Consider the following 19,472-nt stretch of genomic DNA (forward strand, 5'->3'; position numbering starts at 1 on the left):
CGGCGTGTTCTTCTGCGCTCAACGTGCCCCTGCCGCGCCTCACGGGCTCCGGCACCCCCACGATCGCCGGGCCCCCGAACCTCCCGGAGGACGATAAGTGAGGATCAAGAGCATCACCCGTACCAGGCTGCTCGCGGCGGCCACCGGCCTGGCCGCCGTAGCCGCGCTCGCCGCTCCCACCGCCGCCAGCGCCGACACCCAGGACGGCGGGTTCAGCGCCTCCCGCCTCGCCTCCGCCGGCGCGTCCGTGCTGCGCGCCGACGTCGCCGGCACCGCCTGGCACACCGACCCCGCCACCGGGACCCTCGTGGTCACGGCCGACTCCACCGTCTCCGCCGCCTCCCTCGCGAGAATCAAGCGCGAGGCGGGGGCCGACGCCGGTGCCCTGCGCATCGAACGCACCCCGGGCAAGCTGACCAAGCTGCTCTCCGGCGGCGACGCCATCTACGCGTCGAGCTGGCGCTGTTCGCTCGGCTTCAACGTCCGCAGCGGCAGCACCTACTACGCGCTCACCGCCGGGCACTGTACGGACGGCGCCGGCACCTGGTGGAGCAACTCCGCCAAGACCACCGTGCTCGGCTCGACCACCGGGTCCAGCTTCCCCACCAACGACTACGGCCTGATCAAGTACGCCAGCAACTCGCCGGTCCCGCCCGGGACCGTCGGCAGCCAGGACATCACCAGCGCGGTCAACGCCACCACCGGCATGGCCGTCAAGCGGCGCGGGTCCACCACCGGCACCCACAGCGGTTCGGTCACCGGCCTCAACGCCACCGTCAACTACGGCGGCGGCGACGTCGTCTACGGCATGATCCGCACCAACGTGTGCGCCGAGCCCGGCGACAGCGGCGGCCCGCTCTACTCGGGCACCCGCGCCGTCGGCCTCACCTCCGGCGGCAGCGGCAACTGCTCGTCCGGCGGGACCACGTTCTTCCAGCCCGTGGTCGAGGCCCTCAACGCCTACGGGGTCAGCGTCTACTGACGGTGACCCACGCGCCCCCGGACGCACCCTGGACGTCCTCCCGCCATCTGGGAGGATGTCCAGGGTGTCCACGGGGGAGGCTTGCGCATGAAACGCATCGGAGTGACCGGCCACCGGTCCATCCCCGGCAGGGCGCTCGGCCACGTGGAGAGCGCCCTGCGGGCCGTACTGGACCGCCACGAAGGCCCGCTGGAGGCCCTCTCCAGCCTCGCCGAAGGGGCGGACCAGCTGTTCGCCGCCATCGCGCTCGAATGCGGCGCCGACCTCACCGTGGTGATCCCCAGCGGGGACTACGAGGACGCCTTCGAGGACGCCGAGGCCCTGGCCCGCTACCGGGGTCTCAAACGCCGGGCCGCCCAGGAGGTGCGGATGGACTTCGCCCACTCCACCGACGAGGCCTACTACGCCGCCGGCACCTACATCGCCGACTCCTGCGACCGGCTCGTCGCCGTCTGGGACGGGCAGCCCGCGCGCGGGCACGGCGGAACCGCCGAGATCGTCGCCTACGCCCGCACGCTCGGCAAGCCGGTCACCGTCATCTGGCAGGCGGGCGCGACCCGGGACTGAGCCGCGCCCCCGCTCCCGGACGGCCGTCAGCTGCTGTGCCGGGCCAGCCAGTCCGTGTGCTGCGGCGAGACGTACCGCTCGGTCTCGTACACCGACGAGGGCCACTGGGACTCGGTGATCGTCGTCTGCATCACGACCATCATCGCCGCCAGGTCCTGCTCGATCAGGGTGTGCGCCTCGATCAGCGGATGATGGCGGCGCACCTCGTTCCAGGCGATCCCGGCCGCGGCGGCCGCGCTCAGCAGCCCGGTCAGCTCCGCGCCCGGACCCGAGCCGAACATGCCGAACACCGCGAACAGCAGGGCCAGGCAGGTCAGCAGCACGATCGTCCACGACCACAGGGCCGTCGCCCGGCGGGACACCTCCGTCCGCCGCCGGTACCAGTTGCGCTGCTCGATCAGCCGGTCCCGGACGTACGTCTCGCGCCGCGCCTGGTAGCCCATCCCGCGCAGCCGCTCCATGGCGCCGGTGATCTCCCCGCCCTCCGGGACCTCCCCGGCGGCCCGCGGGTCCTCCCAGCCCATCTTGCGCAGCTCGTCCAGCCCCTTCTCCAGCCGGGTCCGGTACGTCGCCCCCGCGTCGACGGCATCGCCGAACGGCGCCCCGTGCACGGCGTACCGCCAGGCCAGGGACTTGATGAACTCCGCCGCACTGCGGTTGAGCTGCCACTGCGGGCGGGCCCGCCGCCTGGTCGCCCGTACGCCCACGGCCAGCACCCCGGCGTACGCGAGTGCGCTCAGCAGCCCGAACAGGCGCACCGGGCCGAGCTCCGGGCCCGACGGCAGCGCGGCCGCCCCCGCCGCCGTGACCAGCAGCAGCAGCTGGGCACGGGTCGCCTGGGTGGACTCCCGCTGGCGGGAGATCGCGGCCCGGTCGGTGTGGTGGAAGAGGGCCGGCAGGTCCTCGTTTCGAAAGGTCATGCTGTCGGTCACAGCGCCCCCTGCTGTCGGGTGGCGGGGGCGGGGCCGCACGGCCCCGCCCCCGCGGTCGGATCACACGGCGAGGGGCTCCAGGTCACGGTGGACCCGCCGCTCGTCGCGGGCGTAGCGGGTCAGGCCGTGCTCCTCGCCGAGCAGCCGGGTCAGTTCGGCCACCGTCTCCGCGCGGACCCGGGCCGCCTCCTCCTTGCGGCCCATGGAGTCCAGGCTGACCGCCATGTTGGAGGCGCTCGCCAGGGTCTCCGGGTGGTGCACCCCGAGCGCCTCGCGCAGCCGCATCACCGACAGGCGCTCCAGCTCCAGGGCACCCTCCGGATCACCCAGGTCGGCCCGGGCGTTGGCCAGGTTGAGGTGCGCGAAGATCGTGTGCGGGTGGTTGTCGCCCAGCACCTCGCGCATGTGCCGGATCGTCTGCCGCAGCATCGGGTCCGCCGTCTCCGCCGCCCCCGTGCCCCAGTGGAAGACCGCCAGGTTGTTGACGGCCGCCAGCGTGTACGGGTGACGCTCGCCCGGCACCTTCATGTACTCGTCGACCACCTCCTGCGCCAGGTCCCGCGCCGCGCCCGGGTCCCCGGTCGCGAACAGGTCCGCGGCCAGGTTCAGCTCGCAGGCCAGCAGGTCCGGGTTGACCGAGGTGTACTTGGCCCGGTAGCGGCCCCGGGTGGCCGTCGTCAGCCGCAGCGCGTCCTCCAGCTCGCCGGCCCGGCGCAGCGACACCGCCAGGTTCTTCGCCGCCGACAGCGTGCCCGGGAACGCCCAGCCGAGCTGCCGCTTGTAGATCTCGTACGTCCGGGCCAGCAGCTGCACCGAGTCGTCGTAGCGGCCCACCTCGCGCAGGTCCCGGGCCAGGTTCTGCGCCGAGGACAGGGTGTACGGGTGGTCCGGGCCCAGCACCTCGGTACGCCGGTCGAAGACCTCCTGGTCGATCTCCCGGGCCCGGGAGTACTGCCCGACCATGCGCAAATTCAGCGCCAGGTTGTTCGCCGCGGCCAGGGTGCGCGGGTGCGCCTCGTGGAAGATCTGCCCGAAGCCCTCGTGCGCGGCCGTCGCCAGCTCCATCGCCTCGCCGTAGCGGCCGAGCGCGCCCAGGTCCATCGCCAGTCCGCTGGTGGTCATGTACGTGTGCGGGTGCGAGGCTCCGAGGGCGTCCCGCTGGCGCTCCAGCGTGCCCTCGTCCAGCTCCATCGCCTCCACGAAGCGGCCCTGCGAGCGCAGGATGTTGGAGAGGTGGAACCGCAGGTAGAGGTACTGCAGGTCGTCGCCGCCCAGGGTCTCCTTCCAGACCTCGCGCAGCTCCTCGCCCAGCTGGTGCGCGGCCTTGAAGTCACCGCGCTTCCACAGGTAGCGCACCCGGTCGATCAGCAGCCGCCGGGTCTCCGGCTCCTTGCAGTGCCGGGCGTCGGACGGGGTCAGGTGCGGCCAGATCGTGTTGAACCGCGGCCACGTCTCCGGATTGTCTATCGGCTCGTCGTCGTCCGGCCGGGCACCCGCCAGGATCCGGTGCACCGCGTGCCGGGCCTCGTGCTGCTCCTCCTCGGAGAGCTGCGCCCGGATGACCGCCTGGACCAGGCGGTGCACCTGGATGCTGTTGCTGACCTGGTCGACCTTGGCCAGGGCGAACCGGCCGATCTCCCGGATCACCCGGCCCAGCACCAGCTTCTCCTGCAGGGAGGAGTCGTACGGCTTCAGCGCGTCGATCATCTCCTTGCTGTAGAGGAGGTTGGCGGAGATCGGCTCCGGTGCGAAGAAGGCGCACAGCTGCAACAGCCGTACGGCGGCGGGGGAGCGGGACTGGAGCCGCTCGATGGACACGTTCCAGGTGGCGGCCACCGGCTCCGGGTACCCGGGCGGCTGATTCAGGCCCAGCACCCGGGCGGCCTGCTGCGCGAGCTGCTCCAGGTACGCCGACACCGGGGTCGCGGTCTCCGCGATCCAGGCACCGGCCTGCTCCACGGCCAGCGGCAGGTCCCCCACCGCCACGGCGACCTGCTCGGCGTCGTCCTGGGACAGGCCGGGCGCGCGGCGCTGGAGGTGCTCGATGGACTCCTCGCGCAGGAAGACGTCCACGGGCAGCGCGTCGCCGTACTGCGACCAGGACTGGTTGCGGGAGGTCACCAGTACGTGGCCCGGACCGCCCGGCGGGAAGAACCGCTTGAGCGTCTCCGGATCGTCCGCGTTGTCGAAGACCAGCAGCCAGCGGGAGGACGGGACCCCGCGCCGGAGCAGGTCGATCGCCTCCTGCGAGGCGGACGCCATGTCCTCCCCGGTCTGCGCCCCCAGCCGTACGGCCAGCTCGGCGAGGGCCGCGACCACGTCGTCGGTCTGCTCCGAGGAGATCCACCACACCAGGTCGTAGTCGGCCATGAACCGGTGGACGTACTCGAGGGCCACCTGGGTCTTGCCGACGCCGCCGAGCCCGTACAGCGTCTGCGGCTGCGGCAGTACGACGGCCATGCCGCCGCCGAGCTGGTCGCGCATCCGCTCCAGCACGATGCTGCGGCCGGTGAAACCGGTGTTGCGGGGCGGCGCGTTCCAGATCTTCGGGACGGTCCCCGGGAACCGGGGGCCGGGCTGCGAGGTGCTGTGGACGCTGTCGGGCAGGGCCATCGGCCGCTCCACCGCGCGCAGCAGGGCGGTGGTGGCGTGCACCTCGTCCAGCCGGAACAGGTCCACCGGGTTGCGGTCGATGTAGGGCGTGGCGAGCCGTACGTCGCCCACCCGCAGCGGCACCAGCTGGCGCCGCCCGCCGGTCGGGTCCTCGGCGGCCGCCCGGTTCCACACGTCCACGGCCCGGGCCGACTTGAGGTAGGCGCTGGAGAGCAGGACCACGGTGCGGGCGGCGGTGTCGACGGCGAGGCCCGCGCCGCCGAGCGTGTCGCCGGAGCCCGCCCCCGCCCCCGTACCGGCTCCGGCGGCCGCTGAGCCGCTCGGCGCCGGTTCGGCGGAGACGTCCCGGGGGACGACCCGGAAGCCGGCCCGGGTGAGCACCGACTCGATCCAGTCGGCCCACATCCGGTTCTCGGCGACGTACGAGAGGAACAGGTCGGCGGGCAGTGCGGGACGGCGCCGGGTGAAGGCGTCCCGGATGCGCAGCCGGACCTCCTCGCCGATGACCGGCATCGAGGTGATCTCGCCGCCGGTGACCACGGTGGTCAGGCGCTCGAAGGCGGAGAGCAGGGAGTTGGTGAGCCCGGCCTCGTCGCCGAAGGTCGCCAGGGTCTCCTCGTACGCGTAGTACGGGCGGTACGGGATCTCCACCGCGCCCCAGTAGGAGGTGAGCTCGTCCCCGATCAGGCCGCCCGGAAACCGGTCGAACTTGATCCGGGCCAGGGCCCGGCCCGCGTCGGCCTTCTCCTTCTCGCCCTCGTCGATCCGCATCGGGACCGGGTAGATGGTGATGCCGCGGTCGTTGAACCGCTCGTCGATCTGCCGGGCGACGGAGGCGGCGCCGTCGATGGACTGGTCGGAGAGGGTGAAGCAGTCGACGAGGACGTCCGGGAGGTGGACGGTGCAGATGTCCGCGATGTCGGACAGGCCGGTGCGGCTGTCGATGAGGACGTAGTCGTAGTTGCGCTTCATGTCCGCGCGCAAGGCGTCGAAGAACAGCCCGCCGCCGAGCCGGTCGTAGAAGTTGTCCCAGTCGAAGGTGGAGACGGTCGCGGAGTACTCGCGGTTCTGCCGGCCCGCGGAGACGAAGTCGAGGGTGCCGCCGTCGGGGAACTCCCAGCCGAGGGTCTCCGGGGTGAGCGAGACCGCGTGCGGCTGGATGCGCGCGTAGTCCTTGTGCCAGTCCTCGGCCCGCGCCACCGGGCTGGTCGCGGCCCAGGCGTACTCGCTGATCAGGTCGATGACCCCGGTGGTGGCGCCGAGCGTGGACGGGTCCAGGAAGGGGTGGAAGAAACGGTGCAGGCCCGGCGCCTCCAGGTCCCAGTCCACGGCGAGGACCCGCTTGCCGTTGGCGGCGAGGATCCAGGCGGTGTTGGCCAGCGCCATGGTGCGGCCGGTACCGCCCTTGTACGAGTAGAAGGTGACGATCCGTCCGTCACGGCTGTCGCTGTCACGACTCGCTGTCATCCGCGTCCCCCCGGTCGATGTCGTCGGCGTCGTTGCCGGCGTTGCCGGCGTTGCCGTCGTTGCTTGCGGTGTGCGCGCGCTGGGCATCGGGCGGGAAGGGGACGGACGGCGCGGGAGCGAACGGCTCGTTCATCCCCATCGGCCCGATCAGCCGCGGTCGTTCGGTGTGGGTGTTGCCGGCCGGCAGGTACACCTGGGCGTGTCTGAGGAACTGCTGGGCCGCGGCCTCGACCACCTGCGGCAGGATCTGGCCGAGGGTCTCCATGTTCGCGACGCCGTTGGCCGCGGCCCGGCACGCGGCCCGGCCCTGTCCCATCTTGACGGGGAGGGTCTCCTCCAGCCGCCGGGTCAACTCGGCCTCCTTCGCCCGGCTCTGGTGGTCGTAGCGGTTCCACGGCACGACCACGTTGATCCAGGGGCGGGACTCCTGGTCGAAGGCGGCGAGGCGCTGGCGGCGCTGCTCGTCCTCCACCACCCAGCGGTCGACGATCAGGATCTCGGGGCGGGTCGGCGGCTGCTTGCTGTCGAAGTGCCCGGCCTCGTCGTCGAACGTGGCCACGGTCGTGCGGTAGTTGAGGGAGCGGACCAGGTCCTCGGCCACGTACGCGATGGGCTTCTGCGAGACCGGGTGGTACGGGTTCCACTCCAGCGCGCTGTCCCCGTAGTACTCGGGACTGCGGCCCTCCGGCAGGTCGTGCCGGGACGGGGCCGCCACGGTCACCTGGAGGGTGCGGCCGGCGTTCCCGGGAGTGCCGAAGGCGCTCGGTATGCCCCGGTAGTCCACCGGGCGGGTGGACGCCAGGCGGACGGTCTCGGCCACCGACACGATGCGCTTGGCCAGCTCGTACACGGCCCGCTCGTACTGCTCCGCGTATCCGCGCAGCTTGATCAGCCCGTACAGCCCGTCGGTGACGTACCGCTCCCCGAGGGTGTTGTGGTTGAACTGCAACCGCTCGGCAGGACCGGGCAGTTGGGTGGGAGGCACCGGTACCCACAACGCCGGCACGATGGCATCGGCCGATTCGTTCGTGATGGCGCTCTTCTGGATGAGGCGCTGCGTGAAGGCGAACCACTCCTTGCCGCACATCTCACTGGCGAAGTACCGCGGCGAAAAGAGGGGTACGAACACCCGGCAGGTGGCGAGCGCCGCCCCGAGCCGCTCCGACCAGCCCTCGCCGCTGCGTATCTCCCGGTCCATGAATCCGGCGTCCGAACCCGCGGGGAGGTCCGTCAGGGCCATGACGTGGTTGCAGAGGTCGCGGAAGAGACGCTCGACCCACATGTCCGGGTCGGGCCCCCCGGCCCCGAATCTCGGTGTATGCGCATAACTGAGAAAAAAGTACGGCTGCACTGATGCGGGCACACGCCCCCCGTCCCGAAGATGCGAGCGAAGAAACATCATTCCGGAGCTGCATCGCCACATCCCCTCATCGTTCAGTCAATCAGCGTCTGTTTTCGGTCATCCATTCACGGGCGTGATCGACGGCGTCCGGGATCGAGAAGAGCATGGCCGGAGCCCCGCCCACCAGACCCCTGCGCACCCGCGAATCCGGGAACGTCCCGCCGATCTCCGCGAAATCGCTGTCGTCCAGCGCGACGTCCTCGTACGCGGTCCACTCTCCCCCCTGCTGACGCCCTTGCCGGACCCCCGGATGGTTCACCTTCACCACACACTCGTACATGCGCAAGGGGGGCTTCGGAATTCGATACTCCGCGAGATGGAAAGCGGTGCAGACGGAAAACCCCACATTGATCATGAGTACCTGTCCTCCCTCCCAGCACAGCTTTCCCAGGGGGGAGTCCTCGCCCATGTGGCTTTCGATCCGGTGGCCCGAGCAGAGCCGCGCCGCGTCCCGGCCCACGGCGGCGAACGAGGTCTGCGGGTGGGCGCTGCGCGCCGCGCCCGGCGCCGTGCGGACCGCCTCGGCGAGGACCCCCATGCCCTCGCTGGGGCTGAGCAGCGGATCGTACGGGGGCATGCGCTCCCGGAAGGCCGCCACCTGCTCGGGGGTCAGGCCCGCCGTGTACCGCCGGTGGCTGGCGGAGGTGACGGAGTTGGACGAGGTGAACGCCGGCACCACCAGGGTGCCGCGGGGACCGAGGAGGCCGGTCAGGGCCTCGCACAGCACCTCGGCGCGCAGCCCCGTACCGCTCAGGGAGGCGTGGGCCATCAGCCGCATCCCCGGGCGCACGCCCAGCCGCCGCAGCTGCGCCGCGAGGGTCAGTGAGCCCGGCACCCCGCGCGGCGGGGCGGAGGTCCCGTTCGGCCCGTTCGGCCCGGGAGCTCCCGGCGGGGCGCTCACGCGTCGACCGCCTTCAGCTCCCAGCGCAGCTCCGCCACCAGCCGCTTGCCGGTGACCGTCAGCTCGGCCGCCCCCGACAGCTGGTCCAGGGCCCGGTGGATGCGGTCCGAGGCCCCGGGCTCCGGGGCCGCCGTCGCCCGCCGGTACGCCTCCACCGCCACCCGCTCGTGCACGTCCGCCAGCAGCCGGGACACCGGGACCGGCTGCTCCCGCCACGGCGAGGGGTGCTGCCACTGCCCGTCCAGCGCGTACAGGTCGGTCACCTCGGTCAGGGCCCGCAGCCGGGCCCGGCGCCGCCCGGTCAGCAGCGCGAGCGCCGTCTCCCGGACCCCCGCCGCGTACGGCACCCCGAGCGCCCCGGGGCCGTGCCGGCCCGCCTCGCCCCAGGCGCCGGCCCGCGGGCCGCCCGCGAGCGGGGTCAGGGTGCTCAGCGGGCTGAGCCCGGCGGTGGCGGCCCGGGTGAACTCCGGCAGCGAGCCGCACAGCAGCGCCCACGCACCGTCCAGCCGGCCGCGCCACTCCTCGGCCTCCCCGGCGCCGAGCCGGAGCCTGGGCGGGCGGGCGAAGCAGTTGCGGTACGGGTCGAGGTCCTCCAGCGCCACCGGCGCGGAGTCCGGCCCGGGCGACCAGGTCCGTACGGGCTGCCAGCGCGCGTCCCCCGCGGCCGGACCGAAGCGGTGCTCGGCGCGGCCGTCCCGTACGGCGTACCCCCCGTCGGCCGCCCGCAGCGCGGCCCGGCCCTCGGTGCCGGGCTCGCCCAGCCGCAGCAGGCCCAGCGTCGGGAGGTACACCTCGCCGTCCCGGTACGCGACCTCGGCCGGCAGGTCCAGCCCGCCGCGCAGCACGGCCGCGGCGGTCAGCGCGGTCAGCCGGCGCGCGGCCTCCGCGGGATCGGGGCCGGGCGCCGCGCCGGAGGGACGGTCCCCTCGCGCGCCGTCCAGGGAGGCCAGCACCCAGGTCCGGGTGAACGGGTGGTCCAGTACGGCGTCCAGGGCGTCGGCGCCCGCGTCCCCGGCCCGCTCCACCGCGGCCAGCAGCTCCCAGGCCCGGGCCCAGTCGGGCTCCCCGGCGAGGTCGGCGTGCAGCCGGGCGAGCAGCACCCGGGTCAGCTCCTCCTGGGAACGGGCGAGTTCCGCCGGGTCGGCGAGCTGCGGCGCGGTCTCCCGGGCGGAGGTGCGGCCCTCGACGCCGTCGACGAGCTCGCGCAGGTCGGTGCAGTACACGGAGGGGTTCTCGAAGCCGTGCCCGTCGCGGTAGCGGTGGGTGTAGAGCCCGCCGCCGCACGAACGTACGACGGGGCACCGGCGGCACGCCTCACTGACCCCGGCCAGACCCAGCTGCCGGGCGCGGACCCCCGGATGGGCCGCGACCTGGTCGAACGCGTGGTCGAAGACGTTGAACCCGGTGGCCGCCGCCCCCTCGTAGGCGCTCTTGAGCGAGTCCACCTGCTCCAGGGTGCCGTCGGTCTCGACGACGACGAGGTCGGTGGGCGCCAGGCCCAGGGACTCGGTCAGGCTGGGGCCGCCGCGCAGGGTGGAGAGCAGGGACTCGAAGAGCCGTACGGGCACCGGGCGCTCGCGGCGCTCCCAGTGGTCGAAGACCCGCAGCAGCCAGCGGGCGTACGCGTCGGGTGCGCCGTCGGGCCGCTCCGGGGGTGTGTCCCAGGTGGCGTGCGGGAGGAGGAAGTCCACGCGTGGGGGTTCGAGTTCGACGAGCGCGTCCAGGACCGCGACCGGGTCGTTGGCGACGTCCACGGTGCAGAGCAGGCCCTGGTAGAGGTGGCGGTAGGGGGCGGAGCGGAGCAGGGCGACGGCGGCCAGGACCAGGGGGTGGCTCGTACGGCCGTCCGCGAAGCGGCGGTGGCGGTCGTTGGCGGCGCGGTCCCCGTCGAGGGAGATGCCGACCCGCACGCCGAACTCGTCGAAGAGGTCGAGGTGGCGTGTGCCGAGCTGGAGCCCGTTGGTGTGGATCCGCAGGTCCAGGTCGGCCGTTCCGGCGAGCGCCCGGGTGAACTCCTCGCACACGAGCCGGAGCCGGGCGGTGCCGGCCAACAGGGGTTCCCCTCCGTGGAGAATCACCGTGACAGAGGGGAGTGCATGGTCACGGGCATGCTCGGCGAGCCGCGACGCGGTGTGCGAGACGACCTCGGGGGAGATCACCTTCGGCTGGGCCCGCCAGCTCTGATCTGCGTGTTCGTAGACGTAGCAATGATCACAAGCAAGATCGCATCTGCTGTGAACTTTCAGGACGATCTCGCGAAATGCGATCAGGCCGGTCATTCCACCAGTCTAGAGCGCTTACTACACCGTCAGAGAGCGGAGTTGAAGATCGGTGCCTGAACCGAACGGCCGGATTCCGCCGGCAGTACACGGCCGAGCGTCGCCGTCGCCGAGGCGCTGCGGACGTCGATCTGGGCGAGGGGGGTCCGGCGGGCCTTGACCGTGCTGGTCGCGGGGGTTGCGGAAGTGTTCACGACACCGTCCTTCGGGGGAGCCATGTGGAATGGGCATGTGAATGACAACAACGGCACGCTGCTGTCAAACGTGGACTTTACTCGGCCACACCCCATTGGCAACTGAGACATGACGCCTGGTCAAGCGTTCTAGGCAGAGCGTCGCGGATTTCACGGTAGGCGTATTCGGCCGTTCGCCACACGGCAAGATCCATTTCTTGCGCCGGTCGGATCCGGCGCGCCGGCCCCGCCCGCGCGCTACGCCGGCTGCTGTTCGCTGACCGGCGGTGCCGGGACGTCGCGCAGCAGCCAGTTCAGCACGTCGGGCAGCGCGCGCAGGGCGGCGAAGTGGGCGCCGGCCGGGTCGATGGTGGTGGTGGCGCCGGGGATCCGGCGGCCCAGCCAGCGGGAGTGGCCGACGGGGGAGAAGACGTCCAGCTCCCCGTGCCAGATGAGCACCGGGCAGCGGATGTCGGCAGGGTCGAAGCCCCAGGGGCGGCTGAAGGCGAGGGCGTCGTCGATCCATCCGTACGCCGAAGTCCGCAGGCCCTCGCGGTAGTTGCGCAGCAGCATGGACCGCAGGCCCGCGTCCGAGACGATCATGCGGTCGTTGGCCGTCAGGTCCTGGCGCAGTTCGTCCAAGAGCCGGCCGGGGTCCTTGCGGATGCCGTCGGCGCGGGGGATGAGCCGGGCCGCCAGCTCCTCGGGGTCGTCGAAGGCGGTGGTGTACTCCTGGACGTTGGAGTCGGCCATCCCGGCGAACCAGTCCAGGTCCTCCGCGTCCCAGGGGGCCAGCCCCACCATGGCCGCCGTCCGGGTGACCCGGTCCGGGAGCAGGGCGGCGCAGGCCAGGGCGCCGGGGGCGCCGCCGGAGCGGCCGGCCACGGCGAAGGCGTCCAGGCCGAGGGCGTCGGCGATCGCGGCCACTTCCCGGGCCACGTCCGCGACGGTGCGGCCGGGGTGGCGGTCGGAACCGCCGTAACCGGGTCTGTCGTACGCGATGAGCTGCATCCGGCGCTGGTAGAGGACCATGCCCCGGGGTGCGGGGCCCAGGCGGCTGCCGGGGGTGCCGTGGAGCAGGAAGACCGGCCTGCCGCCGGGATCGCCCCAGCGCTCCACGGTCAGGGCGCGGCCGTCTGCGGTACGCACCTGATGGCGCACTCGCTCCCTCCCTCATGGTTGACGCGAGCCGTCACGGTGATTGTGCTCGCTGGGGGAGGAGTACGGTAGGGCGCACTTCGCGCGAAATTCTTGTGAAAGTTTTCACAAGAACGCAGGGGTCTTTGGTCCCTCGGCATATGCCCAGGTCACATAGGGGTTCTATGGGGCGTGAACCGGCGTGAACGGACCTTCGACTCCCTCGGAAAGGGCTTTTTCGGCGCCGCAGCCTCCGTTTTCGGGTGTGGAATTGAGTCATCGGGCTGAGGCGTCAGGAAATCAGCGGATCGCCGGTTCGGACCGGGTCGAAATGAAGGAGTTCCCGTCATGCAGGCCAACGAGATGGTGGACGGACTGGTCCGGGGCGCGCTCGCGGCGCTCCGCCGGTTCGAGTCGTTCAACCAGGAGCAGGTCGACCACATCGTCCAGAAGGCCTCCCTGGCGGCGCTGGCCCGGCACGGCGAGCTCGCGCAGCTCGCCGTCGAGGAGACCGGCCGCGGCCTCTTCGAGGACAAGGCGGTCAAGAATCTCTTCGCCTGCGAGCACGTCGTGAATTCCATGCGCGGTCTGAAGACGGCGGGCGTCATCCGCCGCGACGAGCTGAACGGCATCACCGAGATCGCCGAGCCGGTCGGCGTCGTCTGCGCGATGACCCCGGTCACCAACCCGACCTCGACGACGCTGTTCAAGGCCCTGATCGCGCTGAAGACCCGCAACCCGATCATCTTCGCCTTCCACCCCTCCGCGCAGAACTGCTCCGCCGAAGCCGCCCGCACCGTGCGCGACGCGGCCGTCGCGGCCGGCGCCCCCGAGGACTGCGTCCAGTGGGTCACCGTCCCCTCCATGGAGACCACCGGCGCGCTGATGAACCACCCGGGCGTCTCCACCATCCTCGCCACCGGCGGAAACGCCATGGTCAAGGCCGCCTACTCGTGCGGCAAGCCGGCTTTGGGCGTCGGCGCGGGCAACGTTCCCGCGTACGTCCACAAGAGCGCCAAGCTGGGCCGTGCCGTCCACGACATCGTGCTCTCCAAGGCCTTCGACCACGGCATGATCTGCGCCTCCGAACAAGCCGTCATCCTCGACCGGGAGGTCTACGAGGCCGGCCTCGCCGAGTTCAGGCGCCTTGGCGCCCACGTGGTCAGCGCCGCCGAGAAGACCAAGCTGGAGCAGTTCGTCTTCGGTACGACGGCCCACGCCGCCGACTGCTCCGGCGCGAAGCTGAACCCGGCCGTCGTCGGCAGGTCCCCGCGGTGGATCGCCGAGCAGGCCGGATTCGCCGTCCCCGACGGAACGTCCCTCCTGCTCGCCGAGTGCGGCGAGGTCGGCGACGGCGAGCCGCTGACCCGCGAGAAGCTCTCCCCGGTGCTGGCCGCGCTGAAGGCCTCCGACACCGAGCACGGTCTCGAACTCGCCGCCGCGATGGTGGAGTTCCACGGGCTGGGTCACAGCGCCGCCATCCACGCCGAGGACGAGGCGCTCGTCGAGGAGTTCGGCCGCAGGGTCAGGGCGATCCGCGTCATCGCCAACTCCCCCTCCACGTTCGGCGGCATAGGCGACGTCTACAACGCCTTCCTGCCCTCGCTGACCCTCGGCTGCGGCTCCTACGGCCACAACTCGGTCTCCGGCAACGTGACCGCGGTGAACCTGGTCAACATCAAGCGGATCGGACGGCGCAACAACACCATGCAGTGGTTCAAGGTCCCGCCGAAGATCTACTTCGAGCGCAACTCCATCCGCTACCTCGGCGAGATGGACGGCATCAGCCGCGTCTCCGTCGTCACCGACCGGACGATGGTCTCCCTCGGCTTCGTGCGGCGGGTCACCGACATCCTCCACGCCCGCGAAGGCGCGGTCGCCGTCCAGGTCATCGACGACGTCGAGCCCAACCCGGAGCTGGCCACCGTACGGGCGGGCGCCGCGCTGATGCGCGAGTTCCGGCCCGACACGATCATCGGCCTCGGCGGCGGCTCCCCGATGGACGCCGCGAAGATCATGTGGCTGATGTACGAGCACCCGGAGGTGGAGTTCGGGGACGCGAAGGAGAAGTTCTTCGACATCCGCAAGCGCGCCTACACGTTCCCCCCGCCGGGCGGCAGGGCGAAGATGGTCGCCATCCCGACCACCTCGGGCACCGGTTCCGAGGTCACCCCCTTCGCGGTCATCTCCGACCCGGCCGCGGCCCGGAAGTACCCGCTCGCCGACTACGCGCTGACCCCGGACGTCGCCATCGTCGACCCGGTCCTGCCGATGGGCCTGCCGCCCACCGTGACAGCGGACTCCGGGTTCGACGCGCTGACGCACGCCACCGAGGCCTACGTCTCCGCGTACGCCAACGACTACACCGACGGCCTCTGCCTCCAGGCGATCAAGCTGATCTTCGAGAACCTCCAGCGGTGCGTCGTCGACGGGCCGAACGACCCCGAGGCCCGCGAGAAGATGCACAACGCCTCGACGGTCGCGGGCATGGCCTTCGCCAACGCCTTCCTGGGCCTGGTCCACGCCATGGCGCACACCCTGGGCAACACCTTCAAGGTCGCCCACGGCCGCACCAACGCGATCCTGCTGCCGCACGTGATCCGCCACAACGGCACGGTCTCGCACAAGGCCGCCCCGTGGCCGAAGGCGGAGGTCTACCGGGCGCCGGAGCGCTTCCAGGGGATCGCGAAGATGCTGGGCCTGCCGGCGGCCACCCCCGCCGAGGGCGTCGAGTCCTACGCGCGGGCCGTCGAGGAACTCCGTACGAGGTGCGGCATCCCGGCCTCCTTCGCCGAGGAGGGTGTGGACGAGCGGGCCTTCCTGGAGGCCCTGCCGACCCAGGCCGTGAACGCGTACGCCGACCAGTGCGCCCCGGCCAACCCCCGGATGCCGATGATCGACGACATGCGCCAGCTCATGCGGCAGGCCTACTACGGCAACGCGGAGGGCGCCCCGGCCGGGGCGTGACCCCCGTACCGCCGGTCGAGGGCGGTGGGGGAACAGGGGCCCGCCCGGTGTGCCGCGCACCGGGCGGGTCCCTCCGCGTCCCTGACGGGACGGCCCCTAGAGGTGCGGGATCAGGGCCGTCGTGGCCGAGCGGGCCCGTTCCAGGGCGGTGGTGCGGTCCGCGCCGGGCTGGCCCAGGACCACGCGGGTGCTGAGCCCGTCCAGCAGGGCCAGCAGCTCCGAGGCCCGGCCGGGCACGTCCAGCGGGGCGAAGCGGCCCTGGTCGACGCCCTTGGCGAGGAGGGCCTCCAGGTCGCGCTGCCAGCCGTCGTCGATCTCCTGCTGGGCGGCGCGCAGCGGCTCGTTGGAGGCCGTGCGGGCCCACAGCTCGATCCAGAGGGTCCAGCGCGGGTCCCGCGGGCCGCGCGGCAGGTACAGCTCGGTGAAGAGGGCGAGCTTGCGGTGCGCGGTGACCCGCCGGCTCAGCAACTCGGCCCGCTCTGCCGCGAGTTGGTTCTCGCTCCAGCGCAGCGCCTCCAGCAGCAGGCGGTCCTTGCTGCCGAAGTAGTACAGGATGTGGCCGCCGCTGGTGCCGAGCCGCTCGGCGAGCGCGGACATGGTGAGCGCCGCCAGCCCGTCCTCGGCGATCGCCGTCATGGCCTCTTCCAGCATCCGCTCCTGGGCGATCTGCCCGTCGCGCCGCCGTGCCGCTCCCGCCACCGGTCCGCCCTCCTGATCTTCGGGTCCCGACCTTATCCCGGACAGGGTCTTGACGCGGCCCCGGTTCGCCCCGCATCTTGAATGCCATTCAAGAACCTAGAACGTCGTTCAAGGTTCAGTGCGGTCCGGAGCGGTCCCGCAGGGCCCCGCGGGTTCCCGCGGGTCGAAGATCAGGGGTTACGGCGCATGACACAGCAGGAGACGACGCCCGACGTCGACGAGGTCTTCCGGGTCGAGACCCACGGCATCGACCCCATTCCCGACGCCGAGCGGCACGGCAGCGCCAAGGACCTCTTCTGGCTCTGGTTCGGTTCGAACCTCACCTTCACCTACGTGATCAACGGGGCCCTCGCCGTCGCCTTCGGCCTCTCCTTCTGGCAGGCCACCGCCGTGGTCGTGATCAGCGGACTGTCCTTCTTCGCCGTCAGCGCCGCCGGCCTCAGCGGCATCCGCACCGGCACCGCCACCCTGGTCATCTCCCGCGCGGCCTTCGGGGTCCGCGGGAACTTCCCCGCCGGCGTCCTGAACTGGGTGGTGAGCATCGGCTACACCATCGTCAACACCGTGGTCGGGACGCTGGCCCTGGAGGTCTTCTTCGCCGAGACCGGCCTCGGCGCCGGGAACGGCGTCCGGGCCCTCGCGCTCACCCTCACCCTCGCGCTGACCTTCGCCGTGGCGATGTGGGGCCACGCCACCGTGCAGTTCGCCGAGCGCTGGATGGCCTACGTCCTCGCCGCCGGCTTCGGCGCGCTCCTCGTCTTCGTCCTGCCCGGCGCCGACACCTCCGCACCCGCCGCCGCCCCCGGGCCGTCCGGCTGGAGCCTGGCCTTCGTGGTCATGCTGGCCGGGCCGTTCTCCTACCTGCCGATGCCCGCCGACTACACCCGCTACCTGCCCCGCACCACCACGCTGAAGTCGATCACCTGGTCGGGGGCCCTGGGCGGCTTCGTCTCCTCCGTGGCCCTCGGTGTCGCGGGAGTGGCCGTGGCCACCCAGACCGACATGACCGACGCGGTCGCGGGGACCGAGAGCCTGCTGCCGGGCTGGTTCCAGCCCCTGTTCCTGGCCCTGGTCCTCGGCGGCTCCGTCACCAACTCGATCATCACCCTCTACTCCTCCAGCCTGAACCTCCAGGTCCTCGGCATCCCCTGGAGCCGGGCCCGCGCCATCGTGATCAGCGCCGCCGTCACGGCCGCCGGCTCGCTCGGGGCGCTGTTCCTCACGGACTTCACCACCTCCCTGCTCTCCTTCCTCTCCCTGCTGATCATCGTCTTCGCGCCCTGGGGCGGGGTCTTCCTCGCCGACATGCTGCTGCGCCGCTGCCGCTACGACTCCGACGCGCTGCACGCGGGGCGCGCGGGCGCCTACTGGTACCGCGCCGGCTACCACCCGGCCGGCCTGGCCGCCCTGCTCGCCGGCATGGTCTTCGCGGCCCTGACGTGCGACTCGGAGCTGTGGACCGGCCCGCTGGTGGCCCCGCTCGGCGGCGCCGACCTCACGCTGCTCGGCGCGGTGGTGTCCGGCCTCACGTACGCGGCCCTCGTACGCCGTTCACCCGCGCACGCGCCGGCCGCCTGACCCTCCCGCACCCGCCCCGGCCCCCGGCCTCCCCGTCGCCACCACCCGTCCACGCCGCACAGGAGCACCGCCCCATGTCATCGCGTCCCTTCCCCGCAGACCTGCTGCTCACCGGAGCCCGCATCCACACCGTGGACCCCGCCCGGCCCGAGGCCGAGGCCCTCGCCGTGCACGACGGCCGGATCGTCTGGGTCGGCGCCGACGCCGACGCCGGGCAGTGGCGCGGGCCCGGCACCGAGGTGCTCGACGCGGGCGGGAAGCTGGTGCTGCCCGGCTTCATCGACGCGCACAACCACGTCCGGCTCGGTTCCGACGACGCCTGCGTGCAGCTGGCCGGCGTCCGGACCCTGGAGGCGATCCTCGACCGGATCGGCACGTGGCGGGAGGAGCACCCGGACGCGGAGTGGATCGAGGCGGAGGCCTTCGACTACTCGGCCGTCCCGGGCGGGCGGATGCCGTGCGCGGCCGACCTGGACCCGGTCACCGGGGACACCCCCGCGATCGTGCTCTCGTACGACGTGCACACGGCCTGGCTGAACACCGCGGCCATGCGGCGCCTGGGCGTGACCCGCGACCGCACCGACCTGCCCTTCGGCACGGCCGCGACCGACCCGGACACCGGCGAGCCCACCGGGTTCGTCACGGACTTCGCCGTCAAGGGGCTCTCCCGCGACGGCCACCGCGAGCTGCGCGCCCTCGGCGTTCCGTGGGCCTCGCCCGAGCGGCAGTACGGGCGGCTCGTGAAGAGCCTCGACGACGCCATCGGCTTCGGCATCACCACCGTGGTGGAACCGCAGAACTCCCTCGACGACCTGGAGCTCTACGAGCGGGCCCGGGCGGAGGGGCGGATGCGCTCGCGGATCGTCGCCGCGCTGTTCCACCCGCGCGGCACCACCGGGGAGGAGCTCGACGGCTTCGCCGCGGCCGCCAGGATGTACGCGGGGGACCGGCTGCGGGTGGGCCCGCTCAAGCTGTACATCGACGACGTGGTGGAGCCGCGCACGGCCGCGCTGCTGGAGCCGTACACCGGCTGCGGCGCGCACCGGGGCGAGACCTTCTACCCGGCGGAGGAGTTCGCGGAGCTGCTGGCCGGGCTGGACGCGCGAGGCTTCCAGTGCTTCGTGCACGCCACCGGCGACCGCGGCATCCGTACCGTGCTGGACGCGGTCGAGCACGCCCGTGCGGTGAACGGGCCGCGCGACGCCCGCCACCAGGTCGTGCACGTGGAGTGCCTGGACCCGGCGGACGTGCCGCGCTTCGCGGAGCTGGGCGTGGTCGCGTGCATGCAGCCGCGGCACTGCGCACCGGAGATCGCCGGACCCGGCCAGGACTGGGCGGAGAACGTGGGCGAGGACCGCTGGCACAAGGCGTGGCCGATGCGGAGCCTGCAGCAGGCGGGCGCGGTGCTGGCCTTCTCCAGCGACTGGAACGTCGCCGAGATGGACCCGATGGTCGGCATCTACACGGCGGTGACGCGCCGTCCGCTGGGCGGCGGCGACCCGTGGCAGCCGGCCGAGACGGTGGACGTGGCGCAGGCGGTGTACGGGTACACGATGGGCTCGGCGTACGCCAACTTCCTGGAGGCGGAGCGGGGTTCGCTGACCGTGGGCAAGGCGGCCGACTTCGTGGTGCTGTCGCGGGACATCCTCGCCGTCGCCCCGGAGCGGATCCCGGGCACGGTGGCGGAGGTGGTCGTCGTGGCGGGCGAGGTCGCCCACCGGGCCGGCTGACGCCCGGCCCGCCGGACGCGGGATTCCGGCCCGGGCTCCGGCGCG

13 protein-coding genes are annotated in these 19,472 nt (G+C 72.3%); 5 read left to right on the forward strand and 8 right to left on the reverse strand.

What is annotated here, in order from left to right:
• The first annotated feature begins 97 nt into the window (after positions 1-97).
• Both ACFWW8_RS28675 and ACFWW8_RS28680 read left to right on the forward strand, forming a co-directional pair.
• On the forward strand, positions 98-982 hold the full coding sequence (locus tag ACFWW8_RS28675; RefSeq protein WP_386532910.1) for a S1 family peptidase: 885 nt from the start codon (positions 98-100) through the stop codon (positions 980-982).
• Between the two features lie 87 nt (positions 983-1,069).
• Entirely contained in the window at positions 1,070-1,549 is a 480-nt protein-coding gene (locus ACFWW8_RS28680; protein WP_386532912.1) for a hypothetical protein, read from the forward strand.
• Between the two features lie 26 nt (positions 1,550-1,575).
• Here the strand turns inward: ACFWW8_RS28680 and ACFWW8_RS28685 are convergent, their stop codons facing one another.
• The 7 genes from ACFWW8_RS28685 to ACFWW8_RS28715 all read right to left on the reverse strand — a co-directional run bounded on the left by ACFWW8_RS28685 (position 1,576) and on the right by ACFWW8_RS28715 (position 12,477).
• Positions 1,576-2,469, reverse strand: coding sequence for a DUF4231 domain-containing protein (locus tag ACFWW8_RS28685; RefSeq protein ID WP_386532969.1), 894 nt, complete (start codon positions 2,467-2,469; stop codon positions 1,576-1,578).
• A 72-nt stretch (positions 2,470-2,541) separates the two neighbouring features.
• Positions 2,542-6,561 carry an FxSxx-COOH system tetratricopeptide repeat protein gene (fxsT, locus tag ACFWW8_RS28690; RefSeq protein ID WP_386532915.1) on the reverse strand — a complete coding sequence of 1,340 codons (4,020 nt, stop codon included), beginning with the start codon at positions 6,559-6,561 and terminating at the stop codon, positions 2,542-2,544.
• Positions 6,545-7,960, reverse strand: coding sequence for a TIR-like protein FxsC (locus ACFWW8_RS28695; RefSeq protein WP_386532971.1), 1,416 nt, complete (start codon positions 7,958-7,960; stop codon positions 6,545-6,547). Before ACFWW8_RS28695 ends, fxsT begins: the two co-directional genes overlap by 17 nt.
• 43 nt (positions 7,961-8,003) lie before the next feature.
• The gene (locus tag ACFWW8_RS28700; RefSeq protein WP_386532974.1) at positions 8,004-8,741 is read right to left on the reverse strand and encodes an AAC(3) family N-acetyltransferase; all 738 of its coding nucleotides are present in this window, start codon (positions 8,739-8,741) and stop codon (positions 8,004-8,006) included.
• Positions 8,742-8,860: 119 nt separating this feature from the next.
• Positions 8,861-11,143, reverse strand: coding sequence for a radical SAM/SPASM protein FxsBH, inactivated beta-hydroxylase extension form (gene fxsBH, locus ACFWW8_RS28705; protein WP_386532918.1), 2,283 nt, complete (start codon positions 11,141-11,143; stop codon positions 8,861-8,863).
• A 29-nt stretch (positions 11,144-11,172) separates the two neighbouring features.
• Positions 11,173-11,337 (reverse strand): FxSxx-COOH cyclophane-containing RiPP peptide, encoded by a 165-nt coding sequence (gene fxsA, locus ACFWW8_RS28710; RefSeq protein ID WP_267722526.1) that lies wholly within the window; start codon positions 11,335-11,337, stop codon positions 11,173-11,175.
• A gap of 237 nt (positions 11,338-11,574) precedes the next feature.
• Positions 11,575-12,477: an alpha/beta fold hydrolase gene (locus tag ACFWW8_RS28715; protein WP_386532921.1), complete on the reverse strand. Its 903-nt coding sequence runs from the start codon at positions 12,475-12,477 to the stop codon at positions 11,575-11,577.
• A 324-nt stretch (positions 12,478-12,801) separates the two neighbouring features.
• Here ACFWW8_RS28715 and adhE point away from each other — a divergent pair, with 324 nt between their 5' ends.
• On the forward strand, positions 12,802-15,420 hold the full coding sequence (gene adhE, locus ACFWW8_RS28720; protein ID WP_386532924.1) for a bifunctional acetaldehyde-CoA/alcohol dehydrogenase: 2,619 nt from the start codon (positions 12,802-12,804) through the stop codon (positions 15,418-15,420).
• Between the two features lie 96 nt (positions 15,421-15,516).
• Here the strand turns inward: adhE and ACFWW8_RS28725 are convergent, their stop codons facing one another.
• Positions 15,517-16,119, reverse strand: a complete 603-nt coding sequence (locus ACFWW8_RS28725) for a TetR/AcrR family transcriptional regulator (protein WP_386532927.1) — start codon at positions 16,117-16,119, stop codon at positions 15,517-15,519.
• Positions 16,120-16,305: 186 nt separating this feature from the next.
• Between ACFWW8_RS28725 and ACFWW8_RS28730 the strand changes: the two genes are divergently transcribed.
• Positions 16,306-17,697: a purine-cytosine permease family protein gene (locus tag ACFWW8_RS28730; protein ID WP_386532930.1), complete on the forward strand. Its 1,392-nt coding sequence runs from the start codon at positions 16,306-16,308 to the stop codon at positions 17,695-17,697.
• A gap of 74 nt (positions 17,698-17,771) precedes the next feature.
• A complete protein-coding gene (locus tag ACFWW8_RS28735; RefSeq protein ID WP_386532932.1) occupies positions 17,772-19,427 on the forward strand; it encodes an amidohydrolase in 1,656 nt (551 codons plus the stop codon).
• The last annotated feature ends 45 nt before the right edge of the window (positions 19,428-19,472 follow it).

Source organism: Streptomyces sp. NPDC058701 (assembly GCF_042715295.1).
Lineage (GTDB): Bacteria > Actinomycetota > Actinomycetes > Streptomycetales > Streptomycetaceae > Streptomyces.

Excerpts from the sequence above, each read along its gene's own strand:
- fxsBH (WP_386532918.1), bottom strand. The coding sequence starts at position 11,143 with ATGACCGGCCTGATCGCATTTCGCGAGATCGTCCTGAAAGTTCACAGC.
- ACFWW8_RS28680 (WP_386532912.1), top strand. The coding sequence starts at position 1,070 with ATGAAACGCATCGGAGTGACCGGCCACCGGTCCATCCCCGGCAGGGCG.
- ACFWW8_RS28735 (WP_386532932.1), top strand. The coding sequence starts at position 17,772 with ATGTCATCGCGTCCCTTCCCCGCAGACCTGCTGCTCACCGGAGCCCGC.
- ACFWW8_RS28730 (WP_386532930.1), top strand. The coding sequence starts at position 16,306 with ATGACACAGCAGGAGACGACGCCCGACGTCGACGAGGTCTTCCGGGTC.
- fxsT (WP_386532915.1), bottom strand. The coding sequence starts at position 6,561 with ATGACAGCGAGTCGTGACAGCGACAGCCGTGACGGACGGATCGTCACC.
- adhE (WP_386532924.1), top strand. The coding sequence starts at position 12,802 with ATGCAGGCCAACGAGATGGTGGACGGACTGGTCCGGGGCGCGCTCGCG.
- ACFWW8_RS28700 (WP_386532974.1), bottom strand. The coding sequence starts at position 8,741 with ATGCGGCTGATGGCCCACGCCTCCCTGAGCGGTACGGGGCTGCGCGCC.
- ACFWW8_RS28685 (WP_386532969.1), bottom strand. The coding sequence starts at position 2,469 with ATGACCTTTCGAAACGAGGACCTGCCGGCCCTCTTCCACCACACCGAC.
- ACFWW8_RS28695 (WP_386532971.1), bottom strand. The coding sequence starts at position 7,960 with ATGTTTCTTCGCTCGCATCTTCGGGACGGGGGGCGTGTGCCCGCATCA.